Here is a 20,860-nt window from a genome sequence, read left to right as displayed (position 1 = left end):
CAAACTATGAAGAATGAAGAAACTTCGTCATTTTATGTCGTAGCCCGCGAACCAGGGGCTGAGAATCCATCGTTACCGACCTGGGCAAATGAGCAGCCTAACCCGGTGAGGCTGGACAAAAATTACGATACGTCTGTGATTATCAGAAAAGACGTGCCCGAGGTGCCAGCAGCCTATCAATTACTGAATGTCCTTTCACAGGAAGAGTGCCAGCGCTTTATCGAGATTACTGAACACTTGGGCTATCTCAAAGACGCGGCAGTGTCGTTACCCAGAGAAGTTCGTCATAACGACAACGTAACCTGGGTGACGGATCAAACCACTGATCAGCTGATCTGGCAGCGGGTTGAGCAATTAGCGAATACCCAGCTGGATGCTTTCGACGGGAAACGTCCGGTTGGAATAAACGCTCGGTTTCGTTTTTATCGCTATGGCGAAGGTGACTTCTTCAAAAACCACATTGATGGTGCATGGCCGGGATCTCGAGTGATTGATCGCGAATTGATTACCAACGCGTATCCCGACCGTTATAGCCAGATGACTTTCTTGATTTTGTTAAGCGAGGACTTCGAAGGCGGGGCCACACGTTTCCTGGTTAACGCTGATGACCCAACACAGCCAGCACGTAGAAACGCCTCCGTTAAAACGGTGGATGTGCGTACGCCAGCGGGTGGTGTGTTGTGTTTTCCTCATGGACGTCACCCGTTGCATTGCTTGCACAGCTCAGAGCCGATCCGCAAAGGCACTAAATACATCATACGTACCGATATGTTGTTTGAGCTTGAGTGATCAAGATTGACCACCCTGGTTCTTAGGGTGGTTACCAAAAGGTGACTAATTTTTTTTAATCTTCAATTCTTGGATACTGCCGGGAGGGTGAACTATTGCCCGCATTTCTTCGAGTTGAACTCATTAAACGTGGTAGCGAAGAGTAGAGCTGATGGCAAATCATATTTCACATCTTCTATCGATTTGGATTGATCGTAAGGATCAAACAGAGTGGGTATTAGGTACTGTCGTTCGGACACAGGGCTCCAGCTATCGTAAGGCTGGAGCCATGATGTTGTTCAGCGGTGAGGGGGATCAATTGGGCTTGCTCAGTGGTGGCTGTCTTGAGAGCGACATTCAACGGCATGCACGAAAGGTGATGTTAACGGGGCAACCTAAAGCAGTGACTTATGACGGTAACGATGAAGATGACATCTCCTTTCAGTTAGGCATTGGTTGTGGCGGTGTTGTCGATATCTTGTTGCAGCCAATTACGAAACATAACGACTATCTGGCGTTGGAACACATGCACCACGCATTAGCCTCAGGCAAAGGCGGCGTTTACGTCCTTGATACGCGTGCAAGTGGCGATGGCTTGGCGAATCAATTTCATGCGGATGATCAAAAAAATACAGATACGGGTTCACCATCTGGTCATCTGCTTGGTCTAAGCGGGTATTCGTTGCCTATTCCCGTGAAACCTCGAACTCATCTATTGATTATTGGTGGTGGCGTCGATGCCAGACCACTGGCCCACATGGCTTCAGAGTTGGGATGGCAAACAACGGTCTGGGACCCGAGGCCTGCAAACGCACGGCCTAGCTTTTTTGAATCGGTCGATCATTTACTCCGGCATGGTATCGACTGTCTTAGCCAGTACCTCAACACCTATCCAGTAGACGCAGCAGTTGTCATGAGCCATAGCATAACTCTGGATTCTTCTGCAGTGGAGGTGCTGGCTCCTTTTGAACTGAATTATCTGGCGATGTTAGGGCCAGTTCATCGACGTCAGCAGGTGTTAGACAACGCAGGTATTAATACGTCTGATCGCTTTCAACGCCTGGCTCGGTATGTCGCTGGGCCTGCTGGCCTTGATCTAGGCGGAGAGCTTCCGGAGAGCATTGCCTTGTCGATTCTTGCCGAGTGCCAGGCGGTGTTGGAGGGGCGTTCAGCTCAATCTCTGAGCCTTACATTAGCGCCCGAAGATCGGCTAACTAAACAGTTAGTGAGTAACGGATAGAGTGCAGTTTGAGAGGTTCAGTTCACGTTCAGACACCAAAGCCATTAGCACGACACATATAAGTAAGAAACATATTAGTACGACAAACAGCAGCACGACCAACAAGAGTTTCCCTTCAGAGGAAATGCATTGATTAGGAGAAGGTAATGATCGAGTTCTATCTCAATGGTCAGAAAGTGACGACCAATGCGGCCGAAGATACCCCATTGCTCTGGGTAATTCGTGATGAATTTAAACTGAAAGGCACTAAGTTCGGCTGTGGTATAGCCATGTGTGGTGCTTGTACTTTGCATGTGGATGGTAACGCCATTCGTTCCTGTTCTTACCCTGTGGGACTGGTAAAGGGCACTCAGGTGACCACCATTGAAGGTTTGAACAATGAACACCCAATGCAAAAAGCGTGGGTGGAAGAGCAGGTGCCTCAATGCGGTTACTGTCAGTCAGGTCAGATTATGCAGGCTGCTACCTTGCTGAAGTACAACCCCAACCCCAGTGATCAGGACATCGTCAATCACATGAGTGCCAACCTATGTCGATGCATGGCTTATAAGCGTATCCAAAAAGCGGTAAAGCGAGCTGCTGCAGATTCAAGCGTGGGAATTTATGAACCGCAGACGGATAAAGAGTTGGAGGCCTAAGATGAGATCATTAAAAGCACTGAAACACAAAAGTACTATCTCTCGCCGTAACTTTCTGATTGGTTCGGTCAGTGGTTCGTTAATGATGGCGTTTGCACCGGGGGTGATGGCGTCTACGGTATCTGCTACCGAGTCCCTTAAAAATAAAGTCTTCTCACCGACTATTTGGTTTGAAATTAAAGGCTCCGGTGAGGTTGTAGTGAATATCTCAAAGGCAGAAATGGGTCAGCACGTCGGTTCGGCATTGGCTCGTATTGTTGCGGATGAGCTGGGTGCAGACTGGGAACAAGTGAGTATTCACCATGTAGATACAGACCCAAAATGGGGCTTTATGGTGACCGGGGGCTCCTGGTCGATTTTTACCTCATATAAACCGCTTTCCCAAGCGGGGGCTGCCGGTCGGATTGCCTTGATTGACGCTGCAGCGAAACTTAAAGGGGTTTCTGCCAAAGACTGCACAACTGAGCATGGCCATGTTCTGACACCAAAAGGTAAGGTGAGCTTTGGGGAATTGGTTCAAAAAGGTCAGTTTAACCAGACGTTTGATCAAGAAGCGTTGGCCAAAATGCCTATTAAAGCGAAGGCCAATCATAAATTAATTGGCGGTCACTTTAAGGCGTTAGACATTCCTGCGAAAACCAATGGCACAGCAAAATACGGAATCGACGTTGAAATCGAGGGGATGGTCTATGCTCGCCCGATTGTGCCGCCAACTCGCTATGGCAGCAAAGTGGTCACGGTGGATGACAGTAAGGCAAAAGCGGTTAAGGGTTATCTCGGCTATGAAATCCTGAAAGACCCTAGTGAGACGCTACAAGGCTGGGTATCCGTGTTGGCGTCGGATTATCCAACTGCGATGAAAGTAGCGGACTTGGTGAAGGTGACGTATCAGGCCGGGCCGACGGCCAAGGTTTCCGAACAAGATATTCTTGATGAAGGTGAGCGTCAGGTTAATGATCGTTCTGAAGGCTACTTATTTGTGGATGAGGGCGATGTTCCTGGTGCCAGTAAGTCCGCAGACAAACATTTAGATGCCATCTATCGAACTAATACGGCGTTGCACTTTGCACTTGAACCGTTAAATGCCACTGTTCATTTTGATAAGGGTATTTGGCATGTTCACGGTGGAAACCAGTGGCAGTCGCTGACCTTGCCCACCTTGGCTAAAGCTTTAGGGGTGGAGCAAGATAAGGTAATCATGCATCAATACTACCTGGGCGGAGGCTTCGGTCGTCGCTTGTGGGGTGATTATTTGATCCCGGCAGCGTTGACGGCGAAGCAGATTGGCAAGCCGGTTAAGTTGTTGTTCACCCGAGAGGATGACTCCCGATTTGATCAAGTGCGTTCACCATCGGTCGCGCGCTTAGATGCAAGTTTGGATGCGCAAGGGCAACTGACAGGTTTGGAACATGCCTTTTCAGCAGGTTGGCCAACTCTGACGATGGCGCCTGGCTTTATGCCGGAAAGTGTCGATAAGAAGGGCAAGATCGATCCCTTTTCTGCCAGTGGTGCTGACCATTGGTACAGCATGAGAAACCATCGGGCCAGAGCCATTAACAACGCTTTGGCTCAACAAACGTTTTTACCGGGCTGGCTGCGTTCGGTTGGGCAAGGCTGGATTGTATGGGGGCTGGAATCCTTCATAGATGAGATTGCCCATAAAGCTGGCGTTGACCCAGTTCAGTTCCGACTGTCAATGTTGGATGGCCAAGGTAAGCAGGCTGGACGTGCGCCAGAAAGTGTGGGTGGCGCATTGCGCTTGAAGAACACTCTGGAACGGCTGGTGAAACGTATAGGGTATGGTAAGTCATTACCTGCTGATGAAGGCATTGGTATCGCTATCACTGCCGGTCAGGAACGCACCATGCCAGCCTGGATTGCAACGGCTGCTCACGTGAAGGTGGATCGTTCTACGGGCAAGATCGATGTTAAAAAAGTCACTATGGTGGCGGATGCCGGGGTGATTGTTCATCCGGATGGTGCCTTGGCTCAGCTCGAAGGCAGTGCGTATTGGGGTGTGAGTCTGGCACTGCACGAATTCACCGAAATTGAACAAGGTCAGGTGAAGGATGTAAACCTAAATAGCTACTTGCCATTGCGTATGAATGATGCGCCCGAGTTGGATATTGAATTGGTCGAAAGTGATCAGGTGCCAACCGGACTCGGTGAGCCAGGCGTGATCGGCGTAGCTCCGGCCATTGGTAATGCGGTGTTTAACGCTGTGGGTGTCCGTCTGCGTGATTTACCAATGAAGCCGCAACATGTACTTGATGCATTAAATAAGGAGACGGTGTGATGGTTTCTTTGTTTACTCTCGCTTGGCGTTATCTACTGGCAATCCTTAGTGTCTTTGTCTTGTCTAACACGGCTTTTAGTGATGCTTATAAGGACTATAAGGCGTCACCAAGTGGTGAAACGGCATTTGAATATCTGCATCAAGTGGCTACACATCCGAGGTGCAGTAATTGTCATGGCGTTATGGACGGTGGTGTTCATCGGCCAACCGTGGGCGACGAACGTCGGCCGCATCCAATGAACATCAGCAGTGCCAATAATCTTAGGTTAACCCTAGAAAACCATCACTTTGTTCAGGTGCCCAACTCGACCCAGCCGGTCAATTGCAGAAGTTGTCACCAAAACAAGAATGGCGCTTCACCCGGTATGCCACCGGGGGCAGCGAACGATCTGATGCCGGGCTTTGTCTGGCACATGCCGCCACCGACCATGATAGTGCCTGCCGATATTTCGCCGCAGCAGTTGTGTGAAAACTGGTTAGACCCAGGCAAGAACAGCTTTTTGGCTTTCCGTGGTAGCCGTGATGATATGAAGACCTTTGAAAAAGAGTTCGTTCATCATGTCAGTGACGATCCTTTGATTCGTTGGGCATGGAATCCTGGACCAGGGCGGTCGCCTGCTCCTGGTACACATCAAGAGTTTGTCACTGCTATGCAGCTTTGGATCGACCAAGGTGCCCCTTGTCCTAACTAAACAGGTGATTTATGACGGCACATCATCCATGTATTTATCTGGACTATGCGGCCACGACACCGGTTGACCCTGCAGTGATTCAGGCAATGAATCACTGCATGTCATTTGACGGTTCGTTTGGCAACGCTGCGTCTGTGTATCATCCTTTTGGTTGGGACTCAGCAGAACTTATTGACGGCGCTAAAGTGCAAGTGGCTAAGTTGATAGGTGCTGCTCCTTCTGAATTGGTGTTTACTTCCGGTGCGACTGAATCCATCAATCTGGCGTTGAAAGGTCTGGCGTTGCATCCTGACAACAGCAAGCGTCATATCATAACCTCTGCGACTGAACATAAAGCGGTGTTGGATGTCTGTGCTTTTCTAGAGCAAAAGGGATTCAGTATCACCTATTTGACCCCGGATCAGCAGGGGACAATCAGCAAGGATCAAGTGCTCTCTGTGATCCGGGACGATACCTTGTTGGTTAGTCTGATGCATGTAAACAACGAAACGGGTGTGATTCAGAACATAACTGAGATTGGTGAGTTATGCCGATCAAAATCAGTTTTATTTCATGTGGATGCAGCACAAAGCGCTGGAAAACTGAACATTGACGTGAATCCTTCAAACATTGATTTACTGTCTTTGTCTGCTCATAAATTCTATGGGCCAAAAGGTGTTGGGGCATTGTTTGTAAGAAAAGAGGTTCAGTCTCTTTTGATGTCCTTGATTCACGGGGGAGGCCATCAGAAGGGTATGCGCTCCGGTACGCTTCCGACACAACAAATTGTTGGCCTGGGTAAGGCCTGTGAGATTGCAATGGAGCGTATGGACGCCGATTTGAACACCTCACAAGCGTATTATGATCGGGTGGTTGACGCTGTATCTGGCTTGTCCGGTGTGATCATAAACGGAGATCAAGACCGTCATTATCCAGGCATTCTAAATCTATCGTTTCCTGGTAGAGACAGTGAAGAGCTGATGATGCGCTTGAAACGCTTCGCGGTATCGTCAGGCTCTGCGTGTTCATCTGCAGATCGAAAGCCTTCTCATGTACTTCTGGCGATGGGGCGTTCAGCTGATCTTGCTCATTCTTCATTACGAATCAGTTTTGGACGTTATACCTCTGAGGACGATGTGAAGTATCTGATTCAAGCTCTTAGCGCGCTGTTTCTTTGATGGTATTTCAGGTTTCAGCTTTTTCACTAATCTATGATCAATAGCCATCGAACCGTTAAGGGTTCAGAAATGAAACATTCCGAAATTTTGTGTATGAGTAGAGAAACGGTTGAGACAGTACCAGAATAGTTTCCCAACGCAGGCTTTCATAAAATGTTGTTGCGACGAGCTGCAAAGTGGTTCGTAAGGCATCCTCTTAATCCTGCACCTATGATGAAGTGGTAGCGATTGTTTCAGTAATGTTAATAACGTGGAATTTCAGATAGGGGCGAGACAGAGAATAACTTTAATACCCGAATATCAAATCTAAGTACTGCCTTTGCTATGTTGGCTTATGTTTGAATTCGCTTTCGAAAAATACAGTTTGATGAGTTGGTAGAAACGGCTGATGTGCACGGGTTTATCTCCATGGAAGCGGTGAACCATATAGAAGGGCCATTGACTGCCACGATAATGATTAAGCACCCGAACCAACTGCCCGTCCTGGATGGCTGTTTGAACCACAAATTCCGGCAACAATGAAATGCCCATGTCCTGACTGACCATTTCTAAAGCACTTGGCAGTGTATTCGTTTTAGCAAAGTATCTGAGCTCTATCAGCTCCTTTTCTGCAAGCATATTGTTCTTAAAGACAGGCAGAGGACTCGTCTGCCATGAATTTCCAATAACTCTATGATTGGTTAAATCCTCTTTGTATTCTGGCTGACCATATTTTTGAACATAGGCAGGCGTTGCACAAAAGACTTCAACGCAAGTACCTATCGGCAGTGCTCTGTAGTTGCTGTCCTTTAACTCGCCACCATAAATAGATACATCAAGTTTATTTTGGATAAGATCGGTTGGCGTGTCTGTGACTAACAGCTCAGGTTCTATTTTAGGGAACTCAATACAGAGTTGTCGCAATGCCGGAATAACAATGCTTTTTTCACATGAATGAGGAATGGTCAGAGCGAAGCTACCTGAAGGCTCTTCTCGGCTGTCATTGATTTCATCCAAAGCAAGATTAACTTGATCCTTTAACAATTCGCAACGGCCTAAAAGCCGCTTTCCTGCTGCAGTCAAAGACATGCCGCGTGTATTTCTTGAGAGCAGTTGCTGGCCAATATCACTCTCCAATCGACTTATTTGTTGACTGATTGCTGATTTACTCATGCCCAAATGTTTTGCCGCACCAGTGAAAGATTGTTGGTTAGCGACTTCTGCAAAGACTAAAAGAGAGGGGATAAGTTTTACACTGTTCATAAAATTAAACACTGGGTTAAGTTAATGGTAATTGTTTAATAATTAATGCTTCTCTATGCTGTGTCAACTTCAACTCACAAAGGAAATAAGCAAATGACTGCATTGATCGTTGTTGATTTAACGCCAAAAGACAAAGAAAAACTAAGTTTGTACAGCAGCATGGCTGGCGCGACTTTGGTTCCCTTTGGTGGCGAGTTTGTCGGGAAGGGGCCGATTGAGGCATTACACGGGGAGTCTGCATTTCAAACGAAAGTTGTTATTCAGTTTCCGGATAAAGACAGTGCCGTGAAGTGGTATAACTCGGACGCTTACCAGGAAATCATTCCAATCAGAGATCAAGGCATGGACAGCCAATTTCATATTATTGGTTAAACAAGTTCAGGATCATTAAATGAGCACTCAAAATCTAGAAATTTCGAATACGCAAACGGACCTTTCTGAAGAAAACCGAGAGGCTTCGTCAGAGCATGCCAAAGTAGTACGCTTTCATCAGACGGGTGATGTTTCGGTTCTTAGAATGGAAACATTACCGATTCTTGCGCCAGAAAAAGACGAAGTGCAAATCAAAGTAAGGGCCATCGGTCTAAACCGTGCAGAGGTTATGTTCAGGAATGGCGCATACATTGAAACGCCAGAGTTACCTTCCCGATTGGGATACGAGGCATCTGGTGTTGTCGAGGCCGTTGGGAGTGAGGTTACAAATGTTAAGGTGGGGGACTTCGTCAGCACTGTACCTGCCTTTTCAATGAGTAAATTCGGAGTTTATGGTGAGAGTGCAAACGTGCCTTCTTATGCGGTGGTTAAATCACCTGTTAATTTTACAGCGGCTCAAAGTGCTTCAATATGGATGCAATACATCACCGCTTATGGCGCGTTGATTGATATTGGAAAATTAGCCAGAGATCAGTTTGTGTTGATTACAGCAGCAAGTAGCAGTGTCGGTGTTGCTGCTATTCAGATTGCCAGAAGTCGTGGTGCTAAAGTGATCGCGACGACCCGTCGTGAAACTAAAAAACAGTTTCTTCTGGATAAAGGCGCTGATCATGTTGTGGTGACCGATCAGGAAGACTTGGTGTTCACTATCGAACAGTTAACAGAGGGTGAAGGCGTTGCGTTAATATTTGATGCGATTGGAGGCCCGTTGTTGTCTGACTTAGCGGAAGTCGCAGGGCAGGGAGGCATGATCATTGAGTACGGGGCTTTGGATGGCGCTGAAACTCCATACCCGTTGTTTACTGCATTGGCAAAAGGACTCACTATTCGAGGCTATACTTTGTTCGAATTGACTCAGGATATGACCCGACTTGAGCACGCAAAAGCGTTTCTAATGCCGTTGTTTGAGTCAGGTGTATTAATTCCTGAAATTGATAAAGTATTCAGTTTTCATAATATTGCAAAAGCGCACGAATATATGGAGTCGAATCAGCAAATGGGCAAAATCGTAGTCGACCTGACCCTATAAAATCCGAACTAATACATATTAAGGCAAGTAAACTTTTTTGTTCACTTTTCTCTATGTTTATTCAGACCTTCCAGAATGTCTATTGGCATGGGGAAGACGATGGTGGAGCTCTTGTCACCGGCAACCTCCACCAGTGTTTGTAAGTACCTAAGCTGGAGGGCTTGATGTTGCTGATCCAGCACTTTTGCGGCTTTTAATAGCTTTTCAGAGGCTTCGTATTCACCTTCTGCGTGGATAACTTTGGCGCGTCTTTCTCTTTCGGCTTCGGCTTGTTTTGCAATTGCACGTACCATGCTTTCATCCAAATCAACATGCTTGATTTCGACGTTAGAAACTTTGATTCCCCAAGCGTCTGTTTGTTTGTCCAGAATAGTTTGGATGTCTGCATTTAACTGTTCGCGTTCTGAAAGCATGTCATCCAGCTCGTGCTGACCCAGAACTGATCTTAACGTGGTCTGAGACAGCTGGCTGGTCGCTTCTAAGAAATTCTCAACATTGATGATTGCTTTATTGGGATCTACGACCCGGAAATATATGACTGCATTCACTTTGACCGAAACATTGTCCCGTGAAATAACATCTTGAGTCGGGACATCCATAACCACCGTTCTCAGATCCACCCGCACCATTTGTTGCAACACAGGGATGACGATAATCAATCCAGGTCCCTTCACTTTGTAGAAACGGCCAAGCATGAAAATCACGCCACGTTCGTACTCACGAAGCACACGGAATATGTAAAACAACACTACAATGATCAAGATAAGAACAAAGAAGCCGTAATATCCAGCGATGAAGTGCATATCTACTCTCCAGGTAATTTATCAACTTTAAGAATTAAACCGTCTACAGAAGTGACTTTGACTTTGTCATCCGTGTCCAGTGGTTGATGACTCTCTGCTTGCCACAATTCACCTTCTAGACGAACATAAGGAACGCCGTTATGAATTCGTTCTATTGAGGTGGACGACCCTACCAGCTGAGATGTGCCGGTAATTACTTTTTGTTGTCTTGCTTTAACCACCAGTATCAAGGTGATGAGTAAAAGAAGTGCGCCAGCGGCAGCGATGGACGCAATTAATGGGATAGCAATTTGAAATCCAGGCACCTTCGTGTCCATTAAGATAATTGAACCCATTACAAAGGCCGCAATGCCACCAAAACCCAGAATGCCAAAGCTGGGAATGAATGCTTCAGCGATTATTAAGCTTAGCCCAAGCACGATCAGAGCCAGTCCGGCATAGTTAACCGGCAGAACCTGAAAAGCGTACATGGCAAGTAGCAGGCATACCGCGCCAATAACGCCAGGCACGGCCATGCCGGGATTTGAAAACTCAAAAATCAATCCATAAATACCGATTAATAACAAAATGTATGCGACATTAGGGTTGGTGATTACCCCTAAAAACTCGCTTCTCCAATCGATGGGGTGATAATAAACGTCGATTTTTTGAGATTGGATTCGGATATCCCGGTGATTTATAACTATGGTTTGGCCATCTATTTGGTCAAGTAAATCCGGGATGCTTTCAGCGATGTAGTTTATGACGTTGATTTTTAATGCTTGCTCACTGGAAATGCTAGCGCCTTTCACAACGGCTTGTTTAGCCCATGTTTTGTTTCGTTGTCTTAACTCCGCCAGCCCTTGTATATAGGCTACGGCGTCATTAATTATTTTTCGCTCCATGGCACTGGTCGCTGAGTGTTCCGAGTTCGTTTCTGAATCCTTGGGCTGATCGTTGGCTTGATTGTTGGCTTGATTGTTGGGCTGATCGTTAGGGCTATCCGGAGACTCTTCTTTTGGTGTGGGGGTTTTAGGCAATTCAGGTAATGATGGTGTGCCTATTTGTACCGGTGTGGCCGCACCCAGGTTGGTTGCAGGTGCCATTGCAGCAAGATGACTTGCATACAATAAGTATGTTCCGGCGCTGGCAGCTCTGGCTCCGCTTGGCGATACAAACGCAATGATGGGTATCTCTGATGACAAAATGGCTTTTATCATTTGACGCATGGCTGAACTTAGTCCGCCGGGGGTATCCACTCTAAGGATGACAAAAGGAGCATTTTGCTCGTTGGCAAACTCTAGTCCTCGTATCATATGGTCTGAAGTTGCAGGCCCGATAGCCCCTTTAATATCAATCACCCAAGCAGCCGGGCTTGCATGCCCCTGGGGAGCAAGGAAAGCGAGCAGAAGAGTGATAATCCAGACTTTTAAAATGCCAGACATAGAAAATTTCGCTTTAACAAAAGCACTTTAGTTAATGATAGTCATTCTTAAGATGGGTGTGATAATTGCGATGAAAAGTCGACCGCTGGTTAGTGGGTATGTGTTGATTGAGTATTTTTGTTAAAAGGGCATAAGTATTCGTTACAATGCATTTTTTAAAAGGAAAATAAAATGAAACTAGAGGTTTACCAAGTAGATGCTTTTACAGATCGGACTTTTGGTGGCAATCCTGCGGTAGTGTGTCCATTGAAATCCTGGCTTACGGATGACATGATGCAAAACATAGCGATGGAAAATGCAGTGGCGGAAACGGCGTTTATTGTGCCTAACAAACACGGCTTTGATATTCGTTGGTTTACGCCTGAAATTGAAATGGATCTTTGCGGTCATGCCACTTTAGCAGCGGCTCACGTTATCAGTAAGCATCTTGAATATCCAAGCTCTGTGATTCATTTTGATTCAAAAAGCGGTTCGTTAGCCGTAGAGGTTAATGATGCGATATTAACTTTAAATTTCCCCTCAAGGCCTCCTGAGCGCTCTGCGGCTCCGGACTCAATTTTAAGTGCTCTCAATTTCAAACCGGTGGCTGTTTTAAAATCTCGGGACTATGTATTGGTGTTTGAAAGTGAAGACGAAATAAGAAACCTGGAGGTTAATAAAGCGATTTTTGATCAAATTAATATTGACCCTGGTGGCGTTGTTGTAACGGCTAAAGGTAGAGATGTAGACTTTGTTTCTCGGTTTTTTACGCCTCAGGCGTCCATTCTTGAAGACCCTGTGACGGGTTCTGCGCATTGTTCATTAATTCCTTATTGGGCGGAGAAGCTTGGTAAAAATGAATTCAGTGCACTTCAATTGTCTTCAAGGGGTGGTGAACTGCTTTGTAAGTTGGAAGGGGATAGGGTAAAGATTTCGGGACGTGCTGTTACTTTTATGGAAGGAACCATTAAGGTTTAATTTCTTTTTCCCGTACAGAGTCTTTAGCCCCGGAGATTAAGAAAATATACTCCGGGGCGCAATTGATAGGCCGATTACCAGTAAGCCTAAAAACGGTTGATGTTTAAATGGCTCAAGCCCTTAGGCCATTCTAGCGTGTAAGGCCTTCAGTAATTTCTCTGTTTGTTCCCACCCCAAACAAGGGTCTGTGATGGAAAGGCCATAGCATAAGTTGCCGTCTTGATTCGGGCCACTCATCCCTTGCTTTCCTGGTTCGATGAAACTTTCCAGCATAATTCCTGCGATGCCTTGGTTAGGTGCATTTTTACCTAATCCAACCCGTTGTTCGATGACTTCAATGGCGATATCGACCTGGCGCTCGTGCTTTTTTTGAGCATTGTCGTGGCTGCAGTCAACAATTACTTTTGGGTGCAGTGTGTTTTCATCCACTGCTTTTTCAAGCTGAGCTAATGTTCGGTGAATACTGTCTGCATCGTAGTTGGTCAGATTGCGGCCACCGCGCAGTACCACGTGAGTATCCGGATTTCCGGGCGTATCAAGCATGACGATATTGCCGTCGATGTCGGTTCCTAAGCAGTGATGGCTTCGGCTGGCAGAAATCATCGCATTAACCGCTGTGTCGACTGAACCGTCGGTACCGTTTTTTATACCCACAGGCATAGCCAGATGGCTGATCATTTCACGATGAATTTGGGATTCGGCGGTGCGTGCACCGATCGCAGTCCAGCTGATTAAGTCATCAATGTATTGCATGGTCATTGGGTTCAATGCTTCAACCGCTAGAGGCAGCCCCATTTCTACCAGCTTCAATAATACCGATCTTGAGCGAGTTAATCCCAGCTCAATGTTGCCATTACCGTTTCTTTCCGGGTCATAAGCAAGTCCTTTCCAGCCAGTGGTTGTCCTTGGCTTTTCGATGTAAGTGCGCATCACAATGAGTAATTTATCAGAAAGCTGATCGTTCAAGAGTTTCAAACGACGGCCGTAATCCAAAGCCGCTTCTTCATCATGAAGGGAGCAAGGGCCTGTGATGATCAGGAACTTGTTAGATTCTGCAGTCGCTCCGGATAAAAGATCCGATATTTGTTGTCTGTGCTGATCTACTTGAACACTTAATGTTTCATTTAGGGGGATTGCTTTCTTTAGCTGCCTTGGTGTGGGTAACGTCCTCACAGCAAGGCTGTTGGCCATGGTCTTCTTACTGGTTTCATCGTTGGCAGCAGGGGCAACTGAACTCACAGATTTGGTTGGCGTTGTCATAGCGTGGTTTACGTTCGTACTCATCATTTATTCCTTTAAGTTTAAATTTGTTGATCCCCAAAAGTGTTCGTACAGCAAATATGGTGTGTTTGAACGAACCATAAAAAAACCCCGACCAGCTGACTGCTAATCGGGGTTCTCTTGGCAGTCGGCTGATTTTGCCGGGCTGCCTGTTGAATTTTTTATGTTATCTCAACGTTGGCCCAGCTGTTGGCTAAAGTAATAGCCAAAGAAATACTCAGCAAAGTACCAATAAACAGTTACTTGTTTAGTTGATGAAAACGCATTTTGTAAGGACGCAGAAAAAGAGCCACTTTGAAGTAGGCTGGTTTTTTCTATGTTCATTTTTAGTGCGTTTTTAATATTCATACCTGAATAATAACTTCCAATCTGAGGAATGCAACCGGTTTTACTTTAAATCGGATAAACTCTGACTTCTGATTTAATCAATCACGATGTCAGGTAGAATGGTGTCTCAATTATAAAAATATTAACTCAGGGACTGAGATGAAGCTTAAGCCGATCAACTTTGTGGAAGCATTGGGCGCCACAATTCTGTTATTTGCATTTGAATACATTGTAGCTATCACTATTCACGATTTTGGGATAGGTGTGGGGTCTGGAGGTGCCATTTCAAATGTGGTTGTTTTTGTCAGTACCGGATTCTTAATTACAATTCTAATGTCGATGACGGGTATTAATTATGCTCAGGTTTTTCACTCATCGAGTAACTCTGTGAAAAGTACGATCGTGGTTACCTTGCCATTGCTGATGTTGATATTCATTGCCGCAACATGGTGGTATTCCGATTTAATTACGGTCATTGTCTATTTTGTGCCTGAAGACAGAGACAGTCTCATGGTGCTTTCAAACATGTTACGGCCGGACATTTTTGCTGTGTTAAGTGTTTGCATCATTGGGCCAGTGCTTGAGGAAATATTGTTCAGAGGCCTCATCCTGAGAAGCTTTCTTTATCATTATGCGCCTAAGAACGCCATTTTACTTTCGTCGTTGTTATTTTCATTTGTGCATTTGAACTGGTATCAGATGCCATCTGCTTTCTTTCTGGGCTGCTTTATCGGATGGTTATTTTATCTGACCCGGTCGCTTTGGCCTTGCATCCTGGCACATGTCATCAATAACTCTCTGGCGTTTATGTCTGCTTATTATTGGCCCAAAGAAGACTTCAATTCTCTTTTAATGAATCTCCTGACCTTTGCTCTGTCTGTGGTCGGCGTTTTGTTGATCTCCCGGTTGTTTAGCGCCAGTTCAGAGCATAGTGAAAAAGACATTACTTAATGTGATTAGATGGGTGTGTGCTATAAATTATTGATTTATATTGTTTATCGGTTGTTGGAGTTATGAATCAAAGAAAACAGGTGGTTGCATAAAACCAAGTGGTTCAGACTTAAATAATTGGAACGGCTGGGTCTTTTAATGAGGTCGATTACTAAATTCAATCAGACATTTGTCACACGCTCCTTAATACTAATTTCATTTTAAAGCAGTTTCAGGCTGCTAGTCTTAAATGAAATTCACAAAAGGACGTTTAACTGATGAAAGCTTCGGATTTGTTTGTAAAAGCGTTAGAGCAAGAGGGCGTGGAATACATATTTGGAATACCTGGTGAAGAAAATCTCGATTTATTGGAGTCTCTCAGAACGTCGACTATCAAGTTGATTTTAACCCGTCATGAGCAGGCTGCCGGTTTTATGGCTGCAACTTATGGTCGATTAACCGGTAAAGTGGGTGTATGTCTGTCGACACTTGGCCCTGGCGCAACAAACTTAGTTACAGCGGCGGCTTATGCTCAACTTGGTGCAATGCCAATGTTGATGATTACAGGTCAAAAGCCGATAAAAGCCAGTAAACAAGGGCGGTTTCAGGTGCTTGATGTGGTTGATATGATGCGTCCTCTAACCAAATATACCGCTCAAATTGTGAGTGGTGAACGGATTGCATCTCAAGTACGGGAGGCCTTCAGAATGGCCAGTGCGGAACGTCCGGGTGCTGCACATCTTGAATTACCTGAAGATATTGCCTGTGAAGAAACCAACCCGAACCTGATCCCTGAAAGCAAAATAAGACGGCCTACTGCAGAAGTAAAATCCATCAAGCAAGCGGTTGATATGATCGAGCTTGCAAGAACACCGTTGGTTTTGATCGGAGCGGCTGCCAATCGGAAAATGTCCAGTAAAATGCTCACCCGGTTAGTGGATGAAATGAACATTCCTTTCGTGACTACACAAATGGGGAAAGGGGTGGTGGATGAAACGAAACCTCTCTTCTTGGGGAATACCACATTATCTGATGGAGACTTTGTCCATAGGGCCATAGAACACGCAGACTTAATCATTAATGTGGGTCATGATGTTGTCGAAAAACCGCCTTTTTTCATGAGAAATAACGACAAGCAAGTTTTGCATATTAACTACAACGCAGCCGAAGTTGACCCTGTCTACTTTCCCCAGGTTGAAGTGATTGGAGATATTGCGAACAGTGTGTGGTCGATTCTTGAAAACCTACAACCCCAAAGCCACTGGGACTTTAGCTATTTTGATAAAGTTAAAGCGGCTGAAGAAAAAGAATTGCCTCATGGTTGTAATGATGACCGGTTTCCTATCTTTCCTCAGCGCCTTGTAGCGGATGTACGAAGAGCCATGCCGAAAAATGGCATTATTGCGTTGGATAATGGTGTTTATAAGATTTGGTTCGCAAGAAACTACAAAGCTCAAATGCCGAATACCGTGTTACTGGATAATGCACTGGCCACGATGGGCGCTGGCTTGCCTTCCGCGATGGCTGCAAAACTGGTTCACCCTGATCGGCCTGTGATTTCTATTTGTGGAGATGGCGGCTTTATGATGAATAGCCAGGAGCTTGAGACGGCTGTTCGTTTAAACCAACATCTGATTGTGCTCATTCTTCGGGATGATGCTTACGGAATGATTAAGTGGAAACAGGCGAATATGCAATTTGACGAATTTGGCCTGGATTACGGCAACCCGGACTTTGTGAAGTACGTTCAAGCGTACGGAGGTAAAGGGCACAGAGTTCAGGCCGCCGATGAGCTGTTGCCTCTCATTCTACAGTGCATGGAAGACCACGCGGTGCACTTGATTGATGTTCCAATTGATTACAGCGAAAACGACGAAATTCTAAATAATCAATTACGTAAATTAAGCGCGAAAGTTTAACGAACCAGAAGGATTAAGGTGTTTGGTATGTTGAAGAATAATTACCCTTATTATCTCGCAAATGAAGCTGTATACGCTAACGAAAGTCTGGATGTAACTGATAAATACTCGGGAGCGATTGCGACCAAGGTGGCGTTAGCGGATGAAGCAGCCATTGATCAGGCCATTGAAGCTGCAGTTAAAAGCCAGGAAGCACTTAGAGTGATGGCACCGTATGAACGGCAAGATATTCTTAATCATTGTGTTCAAAGATTTACAGAACGATTTGATGAATTGGCTATGGCACTTTGTATTGAAGCGGGAAAACCGATTAAGGATGCTAGAGGAGAAGTAAGCCGATTAATAGATACGTTCCGGATTGCAGCAGAAGAGTCGGTTCGTATGGGGGGCGAGATCATGAATCTGGAAGTTGCGCCACGGGCGCGGGGCTACAGTGGCATGTACAAACGAGTTCCGATTGGTCCGTGTTCTTTTATCTCACCCTTTAACTTTCCTTTGAATTTGGCTGCACATAAGGTTGCTCCTGCATTGGCGGTAGGGTGTCCGTTTGTATTAAAGCCGGCGAGTAGAACACCGATTGGTGCTTTGATCATTGGCGAAGTGTTGGCTGAAACTGACTTGCCCAAAGGTGCGTTTTCCATTTTGCCTTGTAGCCGAAATGGGGCGGATCTGTTTACTGTGGATGATCGTTTGAAGCTACTGAGTTTTACAGGCTCTCCCGACGTCGGTTGGGATTTGAAATCGAGGGCAGGAAAAAAACCGGTGATTTTAGAGCTGGGCGGTAATGCAGCCTGCATTGTAGATGAAGACACTGATGATCTGGAAGATGCCATAGAGCGTATTATTTTTGGTGCTTTTTATCAGTCCGGCCAGAGTTGTATTGGTGTTCAGCGAATCATGGTGCACGACGCGCTTTACGATGAGTTCAAGTCGCGATTTGTGGAGCAAGTGAAGCATTTAAAAATGGGGGACCCTAAAGACGAAGATACGTTTGTTGGGCCGATGATTTCATTATCAGAAGCAAATCGACTTAAAGGCTGGGTGGATGAGGCGTTGACAATGGGTGGCGTTTTGTTGGCCGGAGGCTCGCAAGATGGGGCGATGTTAGAAGCGACCGTTCTTGAGTCCGTTCCGGAGAATGCTCAGTTGGTCACCGAAGAGGCCTTCGGCCCTGTGGTTGTTTTAAGTAAGTTTTCGGATTTTGATCAGGCATTGAAAAGTGTCAATGAAAGTAAATTTGGTTTGCAGGCAGGCATCTTTACCCGTGATCTTTACAAAATGAATAAAGCCTGGGATGAATTGGATGTCGGCGGCGTTGTCATTGGCGATGTACCCAGTTGGCGAGTGGACAATATGCCATACGGAGGCGTTAAGGACTCGGGCGTTGGCAGGGAGGGTATCCGGTTTGCGATGGAAGACATGACAGAAATCCGTTTGTTGGTCATCAGGGATAAGCACCGTAAATAGTTTTCGTACTTTTTCTGGTTGCGTTCTGTATGGGTTAAGTAACTTTTTTTAATCCTGAATTCAGATAATAAGTGCAGCACTCGATGATTGAGATCAAATGATTGGATTATTGAGTGTTAACTAAATGGTTAACTGTTTGAGGTTTGATTTTCATTTTTCATATAATGCGCCGCTTCTCGTACTCCTAATAATTAAAAATCGAGAATGTTTCCTGAGCAAATGGCTCAAAATGCAGTTATAGGAGCGGAACGCGATTATGAATTTATCTTTAAAGAGTAAACTTGGCTTGGTAGTGATTCCATTGATTTTATCGATCATTGCTTATTCAGGTTTTAATTTGGTAGGTTTTGCCCAAGATAAAACTGGGATGGAACGCATATCAACGTTGGTTGCATTAACGGTGAGCGCGAGTGATCTGGTTCATGAGCTGCAAAAGGAGCGTGGAGCCACCGCAGGTTTCCTTGGTTCGAAAGGAACCAGTTTTGGAGATACTTTAAGCACGCAAAGAAAGCGTACGGATAGTAAATTAAATGCGCTCAATACTTTTCTTAAAGATCAACAAACGTCCATTGATCAGCCAGAGATCAATCGGTTGATCTCAAAAGCTCAATCTAAGTTGAAACGTATAGACAGTCTGAGGTCTCGAGTTGATGGTCAGTCCATTTCTGTATCAGAGGCTTTAGGATATTACACTGAAGTTAATGCTTTGATGCTGGATATGATCCCTTTTATCAGTGAATTGTCTCCGGACTCTCACCTGACTCAGCAATTAACTGCCTATTATAATTTTTTACAAGGCAAAGAGCGTGCAGGCATTGAGCGAGCCGTTTTAAGCTCGACCTTCTCACAAAAAGCTTTTTCAAAAGGCATGTTTGTAAAGTTCATCAGACTGATGACGCTGCAGGATAGTTATCTGGCGTCTTTTGAACGTTTTACTACCAAGGCGTTACTTTCAACATATAAGAAATCCATCAAAGACAGTTCATTTGCTCATGTTGATCGATTCCGGGTATTAGCTTTAGAAAAACAACTCAATGAAGAAGCATCGGCTTGGTTTCGGCATGCAACTGACAGAATTAATGTGCTAAAAGAAGTGGAAGACAAGATAGCGGAGGACATTCTTAATTTCGCTCAAAAGCACACAGATCAAGCATCTTTTAAGTTTTGGGCTTGGTTGGTAATGAGCTGTTTTGTAATTATCAGTGCGCTTGTTATTTCAACTAAAATTGTACGGGATCTCAATCGCCAGGTGGCTTCCATTGTTTCAGTGATTAACAGCGCAGCCAGTGATAAGAATTTAAAAAACAGATCTGAATTAATCGCAAACGACGAGTTAGGCATGATTTCAAATCAATTGAATCATATGCTGGATGTGTTCAGTACAACATTGAATAACTTGAACGATGCAAGCCTTGAGTTAAGCACAACTGCAGAGGAAGCCAGTTCAGTCTCCGCTGACAATGCAAAGCACCTGGATCGCCAGCGTGCTGATACAATTCAGATTTCAACGGCAGTTGAGCAAATGTCGCTGTCAATTAACGAGGTTGCCGTAAATACCCAGTCAACAGTAACGTCGGTAAAAGAAGTGGAAGAGGCTGCCAATAAGGGACAAATAGCGGTACTTGAAACCAGTGCCGCAATCCATCAAGTCTCCCATGAAGTATTCGAGGTGGCCGAGTCCATCAACAAATTACATGAAAGCAGTCAAACCATCAGCAGTGTTCTGGAAGTGATTAAGAGCATTGCTGAGCAAACCAACTTGCTTGCCCTTAATGCAGCCATTGAAGCTGCAAGAGCGGGAGAGCAGGGAAGAGGTTTTGCTGTTGTAGCCGATGAAGTGAGAAATTTGGCTAAACGTACACAAGAATCGACGGTTGAGATCGAAAACATCGTTGCTCAGTTTCAGGAAGACAGCAAAACTGCTTACTCTAAAATGCAAATCAGTCAGCAAAGTGCAGACATGAGTGCAAACCAAGCCGAGTCCATCAAAACAATGTTGAGCGATATTTTATTGGCAGTTGAATCGTTGGTAGATATATCTTCTCAAGTGGCTGCAGCTACCGAAGAGCAATCCACTGTCAGTGATGAAGTTGCTCTTAAAATCAAAAACATCAATGAACAGACCACTCAAACAGCAACGGGTGGCGAGCAAATCCGAATATCTGCAGAAATGCAGGCAGGACTTGCCTACAAACTGAAAGATATGGCTGCAAGTTTTATTGTTTGATACTTTTCGAACGATATCAAATCCCCTGAT

The 20,860-nt window shown here is 45.3% G+C and carries 17 protein-coding genes; 13 read left to right on the top strand and 4 right to left on the bottom strand.

The window, feature by feature from the left end; all coding sequences use genetic code 11:
• The first annotated feature begins 6 nt into the window (after positions 1-6).
• The 6 genes from ABD744_RS07930 (at position 7) to ABD744_RS07905 (ending at position 6,791) form a co-directional block, all read left to right on the top strand.
• Positions 7-789 carry a prolyl hydroxylase family protein gene (locus ABD744_RS07930; protein WP_344797203.1) on the top strand — a complete coding sequence of 261 codons (783 nt, stop codon included), beginning with the start codon at positions 7-9 and terminating at the stop codon, positions 787-789.
• A 151-nt stretch (positions 790-940) separates the two neighbouring features.
• On the top strand, positions 941-2,008 hold the full coding sequence (locus ABD744_RS07925; RefSeq protein WP_344797201.1) for an XdhC family protein: 1,068 nt from the start codon (positions 941-943) through the stop codon (positions 2,006-2,008).
• A 146-nt stretch (positions 2,009-2,154) separates the two neighbouring features.
• The gene (locus ABD744_RS07920; protein ID WP_344797199.1) at positions 2,155-2,646 is read left to right on the top strand and encodes a (2Fe-2S)-binding protein; all 492 of its coding nucleotides are present in this window, start codon (positions 2,155-2,157) and stop codon (positions 2,644-2,646) included.
• Between the two features lies 1 nt (position 2,647).
• The gene (locus tag ABD744_RS07915) at positions 2,648-4,942 is read left to right on the top strand and encodes a xanthine dehydrogenase family protein molybdopterin-binding subunit (RefSeq protein WP_344797197.1); all 2,295 of its coding nucleotides are present in this window, start codon (positions 2,648-2,650) and stop codon (positions 4,940-4,942) included.
• Positions 4,942-5,634, top strand: a complete 693-nt coding sequence (locus ABD744_RS07910; protein ID WP_344797195.1) for a hypothetical protein — start codon at positions 4,942-4,944, stop codon at positions 5,632-5,634. The genes ABD744_RS07915 and ABD744_RS07910 overlap by 1 nt, the downstream gene beginning before the upstream one ends.
• 11 nt (positions 5,635-5,645) lie before the next feature.
• A complete protein-coding gene (locus ABD744_RS07905) occupies positions 5,646-6,791 on the top strand; it encodes a cysteine desulfurase family protein (protein ID WP_344797193.1) in 1,146 nt (381 codons plus the stop codon).
• A gap of 306 nt (positions 6,792-7,097) precedes the next feature.
• Here the strand turns inward: ABD744_RS07905 and ABD744_RS07900 are convergent, their stop codons facing one another.
• Positions 7,098-8,033 (bottom strand): LysR family transcriptional regulator, encoded by a 936-nt coding sequence (locus ABD744_RS07900; protein WP_344797191.1) that lies wholly within the window; start codon positions 8,031-8,033, stop codon positions 7,098-7,100.
• Positions 8,034-8,126: 93 nt separating this feature from the next.
• Between ABD744_RS07900 and ABD744_RS07895 the strand changes: the two genes are divergently transcribed.
• Together ABD744_RS07895 and ABD744_RS07890 are read left to right on the top strand one after the other, a co-directional pair.
• Positions 8,127-8,405, top strand: coding sequence for a DUF1330 domain-containing protein (locus tag ABD744_RS07895; RefSeq protein WP_344797189.1), 279 nt, complete (start codon positions 8,127-8,129; stop codon positions 8,403-8,405).
• 19 nt (positions 8,406-8,424) lie between these two features.
• The gene (locus tag ABD744_RS07890; protein WP_344797187.1) at positions 8,425-9,495 is read left to right on the top strand and encodes a zinc-dependent alcohol dehydrogenase family protein; all 1,071 of its coding nucleotides are present in this window, start codon (positions 8,425-8,427) and stop codon (positions 9,493-9,495) included.
• Positions 9,496-9,536: 41 nt separating this feature from the next.
• Here ABD744_RS07890 and ABD744_RS07885 read toward each other — a convergent pair whose 3' ends face one another.
• Together ABD744_RS07885 and ABD744_RS07880 are read right to left on the bottom strand one after the other, a co-directional pair.
• On the bottom strand, positions 9,537-10,298 hold the full coding sequence (locus ABD744_RS07885) for a slipin family protein (RefSeq protein WP_344797186.1): 762 nt from the start codon (positions 10,296-10,298) through the stop codon (positions 9,537-9,539).
• A 2-nt stretch (positions 10,299-10,300) separates the two neighbouring features.
• A complete protein-coding gene (locus ABD744_RS07880) occupies positions 10,301-11,722 on the bottom strand; it encodes an NfeD family protein (protein WP_344797184.1) in 1,422 nt (473 codons plus the stop codon).
• Between the two features lie 171 nt (positions 11,723-11,893).
• Between ABD744_RS07880 and ABD744_RS07875 the strand changes: the two genes are divergently transcribed.
• Positions 11,894-12,679, top strand: a complete 786-nt coding sequence (locus ABD744_RS07875; RefSeq protein ID WP_344797182.1) for a PhzF family phenazine biosynthesis protein — start codon at positions 11,894-11,896, stop codon at positions 12,677-12,679.
• 120 nt (positions 12,680-12,799) lie between these two features.
• Here ABD744_RS07875 and ABD744_RS07870 read toward each other — a convergent pair whose 3' ends face one another.
• On the bottom strand, positions 12,800-13,963 hold the full coding sequence (locus ABD744_RS07870; protein WP_344797180.1) for a 3-deoxy-7-phosphoheptulonate synthase: 1,164 nt from the start codon (positions 13,961-13,963) through the stop codon (positions 12,800-12,802).
• A 483-nt stretch (positions 13,964-14,446) separates the two neighbouring features.
• On the opposite strand from ABD744_RS07870, the gene ABD744_RS07865 reads away from it, so the two are divergent.
• The 4 genes from ABD744_RS07865 to ABD744_RS07850 all read left to right on the top strand — a co-directional run bounded on the left by ABD744_RS07865 (position 14,447) and on the right by ABD744_RS07850 (position 20,830).
• Complete coding sequence (locus tag ABD744_RS07865) at positions 14,447-15,238, top strand: CPBP family intramembrane glutamic endopeptidase (RefSeq protein WP_344797177.1); 792 nt, start codon at positions 14,447-14,449, stop codon at positions 15,236-15,238.
• A 257-nt stretch (positions 15,239-15,495) separates the two neighbouring features.
• The gene (locus ABD744_RS07860; protein WP_344797175.1) at positions 15,496-17,136 is read left to right on the top strand and encodes an acetolactate synthase large subunit; all 1,641 of its coding nucleotides are present in this window, start codon (positions 15,496-15,498) and stop codon (positions 17,134-17,136) included.
• 27 nt (positions 17,137-17,163) lie between these two features.
• On the top strand, positions 17,164-18,603 hold the full coding sequence (locus tag ABD744_RS07855; protein WP_344797173.1) for an aldehyde dehydrogenase family protein: 1,440 nt from the start codon (positions 17,164-17,166) through the stop codon (positions 18,601-18,603).
• A 256-nt stretch (positions 18,604-18,859) separates the two neighbouring features.
• Entirely contained in the window at positions 18,860-20,830 is a 1,971-nt protein-coding gene (locus ABD744_RS07850) for a methyl-accepting chemotaxis protein (RefSeq protein WP_344797171.1), read from the top strand.
• Positions 20,831-20,860 lie beyond the last annotated feature (30 nt).

This window comes from Litoribacillus peritrichatus (assembly GCF_039537985.1).
Classification (GTDB): Bacteria; Pseudomonadota; Gammaproteobacteria; order Pseudomonadales; family Litoribrevibacteraceae; genus Litoribacillus; species Litoribacillus peritrichatus.
This window is presented reverse-complemented; position numbering and strand designations above follow the sequence as displayed.